The organism is Sphingomonas sp. (assembly GCF_036269755.1).
Classification (GTDB): Bacteria; Pseudomonadota; Alphaproteobacteria; order Sphingomonadales; family Sphingomonadaceae; genus Sphingomonas.
On record NZ_DATBDV010000002.1, the window covers coordinates 120531 to 133386 of the forward strand.

At 65.6% G+C, this 12856-nt stretch carries 9 protein-coding genes and 1 tRNA gene; 6 read left to right on the plus strand and 4 right to left on the minus strand.

Going from position 1 to position 12856, the window contains the following annotated elements:
• Positions 1-11 precede the first annotated feature (11 nt).
• Together VH326_RS01370 and pnuC are read right to left on the minus strand one after the other, a co-directional pair.
• Complete coding sequence (locus tag VH326_RS01370) at positions 12-545, minus strand: AAA family ATPase (protein WP_329629996.1); 534 nt, start codon at positions 543-545, stop codon at positions 12-14.
• Entirely contained in the window at positions 542-1147 is a 606-nt protein-coding gene (gene pnuC, locus VH326_RS01375; protein WP_329629997.1) for a nicotinamide riboside transporter PnuC, read from the minus strand. The genes VH326_RS01370 and pnuC overlap by 4 nt, the downstream gene beginning before the upstream one ends.
• Positions 1148-1335: 188 nt before the next feature.
• Here pnuC and VH326_RS01380 point away from each other — a divergent pair, with 188 nt between their 5' ends.
• From VH326_RS01380 to VH326_RS01405, 6 genes are all read left to right on the plus strand, one after another.
• Positions 1336-2082, plus strand: coding sequence for a penicillin-binding protein activator LpoB (locus VH326_RS01380; protein WP_329629998.1), 747 nt, complete (start codon positions 1336-1338; stop codon positions 2080-2082).
• 67 nt (positions 2083-2149) lie between these two features.
• Entirely contained in the window at positions 2150-3448 is a 1299-nt protein-coding gene (locus VH326_RS01385) for an FAD-dependent oxidoreductase (protein WP_329629999.1), read from the plus strand.
• Positions 3449-3553: 105 nt separating this feature from the next.
• Positions 3554-3630 (plus strand) — tRNA-Pro (locus VH326_RS01390).
• Between the two features lie 154 nt (positions 3631-3784).
• Positions 3785-7186 (plus strand): autotransporter domain-containing protein, encoded by a 3402-nt coding sequence (locus VH326_RS01395; RefSeq protein WP_329630000.1) that lies wholly within the window; start codon positions 3785-3787, stop codon positions 7184-7186.
• A gap of 145 nt (positions 7187-7331) precedes the next feature.
• Positions 7332-8513 (plus strand): SET domain-containing protein, encoded by a 1182-nt coding sequence (locus VH326_RS01400; RefSeq protein ID WP_329630001.1) that lies wholly within the window; start codon positions 7332-7334, stop codon positions 8511-8513.
• A gap of 212 nt (positions 8514-8725) precedes the next feature.
• A complete protein-coding gene (locus tag VH326_RS01405; protein ID WP_329630002.1) occupies positions 8726-8950 on the plus strand; it encodes a hypothetical protein in 225 nt (74 codons plus the stop codon).
• A 124-nt stretch (positions 8951-9074) separates the two neighbouring features.
• On the opposite strand, the gene VH326_RS01410 is transcribed toward VH326_RS01405, so the two are convergent.
• Positions 9075-10949 (minus strand): CHASE4 domain-containing protein, encoded by a 1875-nt coding sequence (locus VH326_RS01410; protein ID WP_329630003.1) that lies wholly within the window; start codon positions 10947-10949, stop codon positions 9075-9077.
• Positions 10949-12835, minus strand: a complete 1887-nt coding sequence (locus VH326_RS01415) for a GGDEF domain-containing response regulator (protein WP_329630004.1) — start codon at positions 12833-12835, stop codon at positions 10949-10951. Before VH326_RS01415 ends, VH326_RS01410 begins: the two co-directional genes overlap by 1 nt.
• Positions 12836-12856: the final 21 nt, after the last annotated feature.

Genomic DNA, 12856 nt, shown 5'->3' on the forward strand with positions numbered 1-12856 from the left:
AAGCCAAAGCGTCAGGCCTCAGCGATCGAATTCTCGGTGCCGAGGATCGCGCGCAGCGCGGTCAGATAGCGCTGCTCGCCTTCGCCGCCGATCAGCACCCAGCGCACCCCACGCCGCTCGAGCACTTCGCGCGACAGGTCGAAGAAGCGCTGGCGCCGCTCGGGATTGCCGAACATCCGCGTGCCGTCCTCGACCCACGGCAAGTCGATGTCGAACAACAGATAGAGGTCGGCGGTCCCGGTCCAGGCGTCGAACCAGGGATCGTGCTTGCCGTACAGCATCTCCGCCCAGACCTGAGTCATCAGCGGATCGGTGTCGAGGATGACGGGGGTGCGCCCGCTGGCGACGGCGGAGCGAGTCTGCGCGTCGTGCGCCTGCGCGATCGCGACGAGATCGGCCATCGTCCAGCCGGTCCCGAACGCCTCGGTGTAGGTGCGGCCATACTCGACCACGCAGGCCGACCCGAAATGCCGCGCCAGCTCGGGCGCCATGGTCGACTTGCCGGTGCTTTCGGGGCCGTGCAGGCAGATCGAGCGGAGCTTCATGCCCGCGCCTCATGCCGGGCCGCCTGCCAGCGCGCCAGCCCCCAAATCGCGAGGCCCAGCAGGACAACGTACAGTCCGGTCGTGATCCACAATGCCTTGGCGGCGTAAAGCCCGATCGAAAGCACGTTCGCGACCATCCACAGCCACCAATTCTCGAGCTTGCGCACCGACATGAGGATCTGCGCGGCGACGCTGGTCATCGCCACGCCAGCATCCCACCACGGAAACGAAGCGTCGGTCAAACGGTGCATCAACCAGCCCCAGGCGGCGACCGCGGCCACGATGCCGGCCAGCCACGCAAGACGCTCGCCATTGCGCAGCCGCTCGACCACGACTTCGCCCGCCTCGGCCCGCGACTTGCGCCACTGCTGAAGCCCGTACAGCTGCACGACCAGGAAAAAGACCTGGAGCAGCATGTCGCTGTAGAGCTTGGCGTGAAAGAACACCCAGCCGTAGATCGCCACCCCCACGATCCCGAACGCGTAGTTCCAGATACTTCGTCGCGTGATCAGCCAGACGTTGACGAGGATCAGTAGCGCCGCGACGCCCTCGACCGCCGACATCTCGCTCAGGAACTGGCGAACGATGTCGAGCGAGGTCATGCGCGCAGCGATAGCGCACGCACTCCATGACGCAAATCGCCTATTTTGCCCCCGTCCCGGCTGATATTCGAGGCCGAGGTGCGGGAACGGGGGTCGCATGAATTCCCGCATCGGTGCCCCGCACCGGCAATGGCCGGGCGACACATTCGGGTCATCGGCCGCACCGAGTGCGGCGACAGGGAGGTTGCATGCGCAAGATGATGATGGCGGCCGCGACGGCTGCAATGATGATGGCGGCCACAACGCCGGCGGCCGCGGGCGGCGACAAGTCGTCGGGGCGCAAGGCACAGGACGCTGGCATGGCGCAAATGCCGCATTGCGCGCGATCGCTCGGCACGATCTCGATCGTCGAACCCGACAAGCAATGGTGGGTCGACTATCAACTCGGCAGCCCCGAAGCGATCCTCAAGGTGTTCGTCCAGGAATCGGGATGCTTTACGCTGGTCAATCGCGGCCGATCGATGGCGAGCCGCAACATGGAGCGCGCGATGGCCGACAATGGCGAGCTGCAGCGCGGATCGAACATGGGCAAGGGGCAGGTGCGCGCGGCCGACTTCTTCCTCGAACCCAATATCGTCAGCTCGAACAACAATTCGGGCGGCAGCAACGTCGGTGGCGCGATCGGCGGCATCCTGGGACGCCGCGGCGGACTGATCGGATCGGTCGGATCGCTCGCGGGCGGAATCAACATCAAGAAGGGCGAGGCGAACGTCACTCTGTCGGTCGTCAACGCGCGCACCACCGAGGAGTCGGTGGTCGAGGGCTACTACCGCAAAACCGATGTCGGTTTCGGCGCGGCGACCAGCGCCGGCTGGTGGGGCGGCTTCGCGGCGGCCGGCGGCGGCGGATATCAGAACACGCAGATCGGCCAAGTCATCGTGCTCGCCTATCTCGACGCCTATTCGAAGCTGGTGCGGCAACTCGGCGGCGGCTGACCGCCCTTCCTCGCTTGCCATGATGGAGCGTGGCGCTAGGTTCCCGGGCGGATAAGCGGGAGGGGCCATGCGCCACGTTGCCATTATCGGGTCGGGGCCGGCGGGCTATTACACCGCCGAAGCTTGCCAGAAGCAGTTCGGCGATGCCGTCCGCGTCGACATCGTCGACCGCCTGCCAGTCCCCTATGGCCTGATCCGCAGCGGCGTCGCGCCCGACCATCAGTCGATCAAGGGCGTCAGCCGGCGGTACGAGGCGACGGCGCTGAGCGATAATGTCCGCTTCGTCGGCAACGTGACCGTCGGCAAGGATGTGAGCATCCCCGAACTGCTCGATCTCTACGACGCCGTGGTGATGGCGACCGGCGCGCCCGCCGACCGCCCGCTCGGCATCCCCGGCGACGATCTGCCCGGCGTGGTCGGCTCGGCCGCGTTCGTCGGGTGGTATAACGGGCACCCCGACTTTGCCGGGCTGGCGCCGGTCCTGAGCGGCCCCGGTGCGGTCGTGGTGGGCGCCGGCAACGTCGCGCTCGACGTCGCGCGGATCCTCGCGAAGACGCCGCAAGAATTCGCGGGATCGGACATTGTCGGGCATGCGCTGGATCATCTCGGCGGCGCGGCGCATGAGACGATCACCATCCTCGCGCGCCGCGGGCCGCACCAGATCGCGATGACGCCGAAGGAGTTGGGTGAGCTTGGCCACCTCAGGCGCGCCACGCCGCGCGTCGACCCAGCCGACTTGCCGCCCGAGGCCGAGGACGCGCCGCTCGACCCCGGGTTGCGAAAGTCGGTCGCGCACTTGCGAAGTTTCGCTACCGCGGCCGAGGCCAAGCCGATTACGATCGACTTCGACTTCTACGCCATGCCGGTCCGCATCGAGGGCGAGGGCAAGGTCGAGCGCGTGATCGTCGAGCGCACCGCGATCGGTGCCGACGGTAGCGCGCGCGGCACAGGTGAGACCTATGCCGTCCCCGCCGCTTTGGTGGTCAGCTGCATCGGCTACCGCACCCCCCCGATCGAGGGTGTTCCATACGACGCCAAGCTCGGACGCTTCGCCAATCAAGATGGGCGGATTGGCACCGGCCTCTACGCGGTCGGCTGGGCGCGGCGCGGGCCGACCGGCACGATCGGCACCAACCGTCCCGACGGATTCCAGATTGCCGAGCATATCGCCGCCGATACGACCGGGGACAGCGGCAAGGCGGGCCGCTCCGGCCTCGACGCCCTGCTTGGCGAACGCGGCACCGACATCGTCACCTTTCGCGACTGGCAGAAGATCGAGGCGGCCGAAATCGCGGCGGCTCGCGACGGATCCCCCCGGGAGAAATTCACCAGCATCGATGCGATGCTCGCGGCGCGCGGCGGCTGACCCGAGCAAACCCCATTCCCCCGCTTGCACCCGTTCCCCGCCATGGCTATAGGCGCGCCTCCAGCGACCGGCAGGCCCGCAAAGAGGTGCCGCCCGGTACTCCGTCGGGGAGTAGCTCAGCCTGGTAGAGCACTGCCTTCGGGAGGCAGGGGCCGGAGGTTCGAATCCTCTCTTCCCGACCATTTCGCGGCTGAAACATAGCGCGACATTTAAGCAACGCTGAAGAATACTTGGCCTCGTCGCGCATCAATAGGCTTGAGCAGCGCGCGTGCCACCGTTAGCGAGTTGACCATCCAGAAAAAATCCCGCGTGGGGCGGGTTTAGTGGGGGATCAACATGTCGTTTTCGACCGCGCGCCCGTCGGCGCGTCTTCGTACTGTTCTGTTCACGTCGGCCGCGATTGCCTCGATGGCGATCGCAGGGACCGCCCGCGCGCAGAGCGTCGCCACGCCGAACCAGCCGGACGGCTCATACCTCCAGGCGCAGGGCAATGTCCCGGAGGGTTCGATCCTCGAACCGCAGAGCACTCCGCCGGAAGCGTCGACACTGGAGCCGCAGGTCGTCATTTCGCAGCCGGGCACCCCGACCACGGCGCGCGATGCAAACGACGTCACCGGTATCGGTGAGATGATCATCGACCAGAAGAACGGCTTTATCGGGCTGTGCACCGGTACGCTGATCAACCCGCGCACCGTCATTTTCGCATCACATTGCGTCAACGAAAATCCGTCCGATACCGCGTTCATGAACCCGTGGGGCTATGGTACCGGCCCGGGTCAGTTGCCGATCGCCTTCGGGTTCCGCGCGAATAACAACGCCGCCGGAAATTCCGCGTTCGGGCAATGGTTGGGCAATTACAAGACCAACGTCGCCAACTACATCTACAACGTCAATCAAGTCAGCTATAACCCGGCCTCGACCACGCTGGGGCTCGGCAACAACTTCCTCCAGGGCGACATCGCGATCGCGACGCTCGACACGCCGGCCGCCAACGTCCCGACCTGGGCGATCCTGCTGTCGCAGCTGCCCGTACCGGGAACGACCGCTGGGGTCCCCGGCACCGGCTATCACGTCACGATCGCCGGCTATGGCGACTCGGGCACCGGCAACACGGGCGATACTGCGGGCGTCGATTTCCGCCGCCGGATCGCCGAGAATTATATCGGCATCCTCGGCTCGCTCGACGATCAGGATACGTTCCTGTTCGGTGGCCCCGACGGCCTGGCGCAGAACCTCTATCAGCTCGACTTCGACGATCCGCGGCGCGGCACGCTCAACGCGAGCATCTACGACTTCAACGTGTTCAAGGACATCGCGCTGCCCAGCGAAGGCATCACCGCACCCGGCGATTCGGGTGGTCCGCTGATCCTCGACAACACCTATAACCGGAAGCTGGTGATCGCCGTGTTGTCGGGCGGCGACCGTTTCTACGGCGCGCAACGTTCGGCGAGCTACGGCACGACGTCGTTCTACCAGCCGCTCTATCTGTTCTGGGACTGGATCGCGGCGAACAACAATTATCACTATGTCGGCACCAAGGCTGGCGACGCCAACTGGAACGATGCCACCCACTGGGTCAGCAACATCGATCCGAACTACATGACGATCGTCGGCGGCAACCTGGTCAACGGCGTGCCGACGACGCTCGGCGACGGGGTCAACGGCACGTCGGGCAAGTTCGGTGAAGTTTGCTTCGACACAGCCTCCAGCAGCGACTGCTACAACCTTTCGACCGGCGTCGAGACCTACACCGTTGGCGGGGTCACCCAGACGTTCCAGTACGCACCCGCGGGCGGCGCGCCAGGCACGAGCCCGCTCCCGACGGCGACGCTCGACAACGGCCTTCCCGGCGCGACCAACTTCGTACCCAATGACCGCGATCCGAACGCAACCACGCAGACGCGCGCGGCCTATTTCGACGTGACGCTGGGCGCGGCGGGAACGACCACGCTCGACACCTCGGTGACGATCGACCGCCTTACGGTTGCCGGATCGGCGTCCAAGCTCAACGTCACGTCCACCGGGTCGCTGCGCAGCCTGATCGACATCACGCAGCTCGGCGGCTTGGTGACTGCCAACGGCACGATCACGTCGGTCGGGGACTATCTGCTGTTCGCCGGCGGCATCCAGGGCAGCGGCCGCATCAACGCGCCGTTCCTGACCAGCGTCACCGGGATGATCGCACCTGGCACCGTGGGTACGACCGGCACGCTGACCGTCGGGGGCAATCTGATCCTGTCGTCGGGCAACGTCTACATGGTCGATCTCGCGGGCAACAACGTGTCCGACAAGATCGCGGTGGTGGCCAACGGCACCAGCACCGGCATGGCCAACATTGGCGGTACCGTGTTGTTCTCGCCGACGGCCGGTTCGACGGTGCGTTTCGGCGACAACTACACGATCCTGACCGCGGCGGGCGGTGTCACCGGCACCTTCGCCACCCCGGCGGCGATCAGCGCGATCCTGCGCCCGACCTTCACCTACTCGGCCAACGCCGTTAACGTTCAGGTGGTCGCAGGGACCTATGCCAGCGTCGTCGCCAACACGCCGGTGCAGACCGCCTATGCGCAGCTGCTCGATCAGAACCGTGCGCTCAACTATAATGGTTTGAGCAGCGTCTACGGCGTGCTCGATCTTGCTACCGTGGGCTCGATCCAATCGACGCTCGAGAGCTGGGCGCCGCGCAGCGAGCAGCTCGGCTACCAGCTCGACCGCGTCGCGGTCGACAACATGTCGCGCTTCTATAACGAGCGCACCGGCATGCTCGGCAGCGGTCAGAATGGCGGTACGGTGGCGATGATCGGCCAACCGCTCGCCGTGCTCGCCGGGGCGACCACGCCGGGCATGGCGACCGACGCGCTGGCGGCGGGCCAGGACGGCACGACCACCGCGGTTGCGCCGGCGAAGCTGCCGTCGAACATGAGCGCGTATATCGCCGGCGGCTATCTGCGCGGCAATGCCACGCCGATGCCGACCGCGATTCCGATCGGCGGCCGCAACGATTTCGACGGCTATTACTTCGCCGGCGGGCTCGAGGCGGATCTCGGCGGCGGCAGCGGCATCGGCGTGTCGGGGGCGTACACGCATCTCGACGGCACGACGATGTCGGGCGGCGCCAAGACCGGGCTGGTCCAGTTCACCGTGTACGGCAAGAAGGCGCTGGGCGGTAAGGCGGTGATCGACGGCCAGTTCGGCATCGGCTCGCTCAACGCCAAGACCGTTCGCACCGCCTCGCTCGGCGGCACGAACTACACGTTGCGCAGCAGCTCGCAGCCGTTCGTGATCAACGGCGAACTCGGGATCAGCGCCGGGTTCGACCTGGGTTCGGTCCGGCTCGCGCCGCGCGCCGCGATCCGCGGCGCCTCGATCGGGCTCGACGACACGCAGGAATATGGCGGGCCGATGGCGCTGCGTATCCACCGTCGTTCGCTGCGCTCGCTCGAAGGCCGTTTGGGTGCAACGCTCGATGGCGGGCAGAAAATCCATCCGTACCTGTCGGGCTATTACGTCCACGACTTCCAGGATGGCCGCGCTTCGTTCGGCGCCAACTTCGCGGGCGGCGTCGGCCCCAACGCGCTGTTCGCGCTGAGCAGCAAGGACAAGGATTGGTTCGAAGTGAGCGGCGGTCTGGCGATCGACACCGGTCCGGTGACGCTCTCGGTTGGCGCCGATACCACGATCGCCCGCAACGATGTCGACAATCAGAGCTATCGCGGTTCGATCAAGTTCCGCTTCTGATCGATCGTCTCTCTGGACAAGGAATTGGGCCGCTTCCCTTCGGGGAGGCGGCCTTTTTCTGGGCAACACAAAAAGGAATCGAATGTCAGCTACTTAGCGACTCGTTGGAATCGCTAGGCTTTCGAATGGACGGATTCCTGGCATCATGGTAAACGCCGCGTTGCGCATGGTCGCGCGACGCGGGGGGTGGATGGTCCAAGCCTGGTTCCTGGTGGCGCTCGCCGCGAGCTTCGCGGGCTATGCGGCGTATCTGGTCGGCTTGCGCCGCAACCTGGTCGAGCCCAACCGCGCGTCGTGGCTGATCTGGTCGGCGGCGACTGCGGTCGAGGCGTCGACCTATGCCGCGGTCAATCCCGCCGGCTTGCAGCGCTGGGTGTTCCTGTTCGCCACCGTCGCCTGCATCGCCATCACCGTCGCTTTGTGGCGCCGCTCCGCCTGGAGCCCGCCGTCCCGCACCGAAAGCATTTGCATCGCGACCAGCCTGGGCGCGCTCGCAATCTGGGCAATGTTCCGCGACGCATTCTGGGCGCACATGTTGGTGGTGGCCGCCGTTCCCGTCAGCTTCTGGCCGACCTGGGCGAGCGTGTGGGGCGACCGCAAGCGCGAGCGTTCGCCGGCCTGGGGGCTATGGACGCTTGGCGACATGGCGACCTTGCTCGTCGCTGCGCGCACGCCCGGCAGCCCGGTCGGCGAGTATGCCTACATCCTGGTCGAATTGCTGTGCCACGCCAGCGTGTGGTTCATGATCGGGCTGGCGACGATCAATCCGCTGCGTTCGCTCGGCTTCCGCAACGGCCGCTTCTTCGTGCTCGACGCGGTGCGCACGCCGGCGAATCTGTTCAAGGTCGGCGAGGCTCATCTCGGCAAGGCGGTGTTCGCCGCGCAAGGCTTTGCCGAGGGCGACCGCCTGATCGAATTCACCGGCCGCCGCTTCCGCGCCGCGCGCATTCCCAGCCTGATGCGCGGCGGCTCCGACCGCTTCGTCCAGGTCACGCCCGACCATTATATGGGCCCGTCCGGGCGGATCGACGACCTCGTCAACCACAGCTGCGCGCCGACCGCCGGGCTGCGCTTCGCCGACGACGGCGTCTACCTCGTCGCGATCCGCGCGATCGCTGCCGGCGAGGAAATCACCTGGGACTATTCGACCACGCTCGCGCAATCGAACTGGCACATGATCTGCCAGTGCAAGAGTCCCGATTGCCGCCGAGTGATCGGTAACTTCGCGACGCTCAGTCCCGAGCGGCAGGAGTGGTTCAGGGCGCGCAATCTGGTCGCGCCGTATCTGCGGCGGAAGGACAGTCTGAGGCGCGATCGGGCGGCATGAGCCGACCGCTGAGCAGAATCACTCTTTCTCTGATCGGCCGCGAGGTGACTGCAAAAATTTCCAGGGAAAGCCTCCCCAGACGAACGCCAAAGCCGTAACGATACATGAACTTTTCTACTGGCATTTAGTTTACTTGCCGGTTGGGCTTTTCGTTTAATCTCAATTGCTGGGCACCCCATGGGGTAGGCCGAACTAGAGCAAGGAAGTCGACGATGACTGCAGCTTATATTGAACATCGCCCGAGAAGCACCGACCCTCCGGCCGAGACAAATCACTACACCATAGTGGTCAATGGTCAGGACAACGGCACATTTACTACGCAGAAGGCGGCAAAGGACAAGGCTTGTGCCGACGGATATGATCCAGTCCATGTCGCGCGCGTCCGTCATCTCCAGAATCGCGATCAGCCCGATCACTGGCGCAAGGACCCTTGCTGACAATCTCGCTCGTGAGCTGCTCGGCAGTTCACGAGCGAGAGGTTAGCTCGAATTGGGGTGTCAGTTTCGCATTAGCCTGAATGTTTCGCGGTCGGTTCATAGACTTTGGATTGGGCTCCCGCTCTCAGGCCGCAAGGTCCGTCTTTTCCGGTTGAGCCCTCGGCGCCCGCAAAACCAACCGCGCCACCGCGCCCATCCCCGCGCCTTCGCTCTCCAGGCTCAGGGAGCCCTCCATCGCGGTCATCGAATTGGCGCACCAGTGCAGCCCGAGCCCGCCCGATTTGTGCGCGCGCGTCGAAAAGCCGCGCTGGAACAGTTGTGGGGCGTTGCCGGCGTCGAAGCCTTCGCCGCTGTCCTGGATCGCGATCTCGACCGTCCCCTGCCCGGTCTCGACAATTGTCACGTTGATGCTGCCCGACCCGCCACTGGCGAGGATCGCTTCGGCAGCGTTCGAAAACAGATTGCCGACCACCTGGCTGAGCAGAACGCGGTTGGCCATCACCGGGTGTGATTTGGCGGGGAAGTTGAACGCGATCGAGCTGCCGTCGCCCGAGTGCCGCGCGATCGTCGCGTTCTGTGCGATGATCTGGGTCGCGTCGCATTGCTCGAGCGGCGGGCGTTCGTGCGCGAGTTGCTGTTGCGCGCCGATGATCTCGAGCACCTGACGCATCGCGTCGCGCCCGACCTGGAGTTGATCACGGCGGTCATCGCGTTGCTTGTCCTCGGCATCGAATGCGGCCGCCACGAACGAAACGAGCTTCTGGCGCCGGTCGGGCGTGGCGTCGCTCGCGATCAACTCGGCGAGCGAGCGCTCGATCAACGCGCGGTCGACCGGTGCCGCCTGCCCGATCCCCGCCGACAGGATCGTCGACACCGGATTGAGCGCGTTGCGCACGTTGTGCATCACCGCGACCGCGCTTTCGGAGCGGCCTAGCGCGAAGCTCTGGACCTCGACCTGCTCGCGCAAATCCTTGAGCTGAACCAGCATCGAATTGAAGCTGCGGCCGAGCGAGGCGATCTCGTCCTGGCGCTTGGCATCCTCGGGCAAGACCGAGAGCGATCCGCTGTCGCGCACGCGCTGCATGTGTCCCTCGACCACGCCGAGCGGCTTGAGCACCAGCCGCGCGATCATCCGGCTCAGCACCGCGAGCACCACCGCGAGCAGGATCGTCGAGCCGAGCACGGCGAGCCACAGCATGTGGCGGCCGAGCAGCGAGACGTCGCGCGGCACCGCAAAGCTTGCGGCGGCAACCGCGGCGCCGTCGGCGCCCGCTACCGGCACCGCGATTTGCAACATCTCGCGATCGGTGGTGACGACCGGTCCGACGGCGGCGGCGGGATCGAGCCGCGCCTTGACCTGCAACAACTGTCCAAGCTGGTCGGACGTGATCCGCCGCACCATGACGACGTACCCGCGTGGCGTGCCGCTGCCGTCGCTCCTGCGGACCTGCGCGACACCGACCGCGGCGACGACGTTCCCAAGCCGCAGATAGAAATGCCCCGAATGGCCGCCCTTCATCGCGGCATCGAGCCGCGTGGATCGGATCGCGGCGACCATCGCATCGCGCAGGTCGACATTCTCCGCGCTGGTCCTGGAATCGATCCAACGCGCGATCACCAGGCCCATGTCGGGGCGCAGATAGGCCATGCCCTCGACATCGAGATTGGCCATCGCCAGCGGCGAGAAGCTCTCTTGTTCGAATGCCTTGGTCGGGTGCTCGATATAATCGTAGCTCGAATTCCAGTCGCCATAATCGCGGACTGAATTCTCGACCTTGGTGGCGAAATCGGACAGCGCAGCGCGGGTGCGCTCGACATGTCCGTCGATCGACTGGCGCTCGAGCGCGTTGAAGCTGGGGGTTATGACGGCCGCTAGCAGCAAGGTCAGCGCGACGGACCCGACCAGCCCGACGCCGGCCAGGATAAAGAGCAGCTTGCCGCCGAGCGACGCCCCCCGTGCGCGCTTGAGGATGCGCGCGATCGCGCCACCCCGCGGCATTACCCGTTGGTCCCGTTACCCGTCAGGATCGCGAATTCGTCGCCATCGAGATCGTCCTTGCCGCCGATATAGCGCGCATTGGCCATCTCGGCCGCCGCCTCGGCCGGCACCGGTCGCGAGAAATAATAGCCCTGGAGATGACTCGCGCCCGCCAGCCGCAGCGCCTGAACTTGCGCTTCGGTCTCGACTCCCTCGGCAACCACGCCCAGTCCGAGCGCCTTGCCGAGATGGACGATCGAATGGACGATCGCCGCCGATTCCTTCTCGCGGCCCATGCCGTCGATGAAGCTCTTGTCGATCTTGAGGCAATCGAGCGCGAACTTGCGAATGTTGTAGAGCGACGAATAGCCCGTGCCGAAGTCGTCGAGCGCAATGCGGAAGCCCATCTGGCGCAATTTGTAGAGCGTCTCGGCGGCGCGCTCGGCATTGTCGAAGATCGCGGTCTCGGTGATCTCGATCTGGACTCGCGCGGGGGCGATCCCGGCACGCTGGACTCGCTCCATCACGTAGCCGACGAAATTCTGGCGACGAAATTGGCGCGGACTGAAATTGACCGAGACGTACTGCCCCGGCCATTGGTCGAGCACCTTCAACGCTTCGTCGAGCACCCAATCGCCGAGTTCGTGGATGAGGTTCGATTCCTCGGCGATCGGAATGAACAAAGCTGGGCTGATCGGCCCGAATTCCTCCGTCTGCCAACGCAGCAGGGCTTCGAAGCCGACAACCTCCATGTCGGCGCCCGCGACGATCGGCTGGTAGGCGAGGCTCAGCTCGCCACGCTCGATCGCCTGGCCCAGCCCGCCCTCGATACGGCGGCGGAAACGGACGCTTTCGTCCATCGATTCGTCGAACGCACGGACCACGCCGCGCCCCGATTTCTTGGCGTGATTGAGCGCCAAATCGGCGCGGCGCATCACGTCCACGGGATCGCGCCCGTCCTCGCCCTCGACCACCACGACGCCGATCGATGCCGCGCCCTGCACCGAATGGCCGAGAATACGAAAGCTCGACGCGCAGGCCGTGACGATGCGGTCGCACGCCATCACCGCGGCTTGCTCGCCGGCCGTTTCGAACAGCACGCCGAATTCGTCACCCCCAAGTCGAGCGACGATCGCGCCTTCGGGAACGTTCTTGTGCAGGATGTCGCAGATCGCGCGGATCAACTCGTCGCCCGCCAAATGCCCCAGTGTGTCGTTGACCAGCTTGAAGCGATCGAGGTCGACCATCGCGGTGGCGAACATGCCGCCGTCGCGCGATTTTTCGGCCAGCGCCTTCACGAATGCGAGCCGGTTGGGCGCTTCGGTCAGCGAATCGTGCGTCGCGAGGTGCAGCGCCTTCGATTCGTTCGCGGCGAGCTCGGCCGATTGCTCGTGGAGCTTGGCCATCGCCGCGGCGAGGTCGCGATCGAGCTGCCAGCGTTGCCCAAGAGCGGTTGCGGTCTGAACGACCTCGGCGATCTCGAACGGCTTGGCGATGTAGAAGATCTTGTCGGCGGGGCCGGCCGCCTTCGAAATCTCGATCGGCGAGAAATCGGAAAAGCCGGTGACGATGACGAGGTTGATGTTGGGATCGATCGCGCGGATTCGCGCAGCGGTTTCCTTGCCGTCGATGCCGGGCGGCATGCGAACGTCGATGAAGGCCACCGCGAACGGCACGCCTTGGGCGATCGATGCCTCGACCTCGGCAACGGCGTCGAGCCCTTGCATGCAGTGAACCGCATCGAAATCGATCACGTCGTCAATGGCGGGCGGGGTCGGCGCGTCGTCGCCGAACAGCTCGGCTGCCATGCCGCTCAGCACTTCGGCGCCCGCATTCTCCACCGGCGCGAAGCAGCGCCGATACGAGTCGTGCATGGCCGGTTCGTCGTCGACGATCAGAATTCGCACCGTGCGCTACCCCTCGCTTGG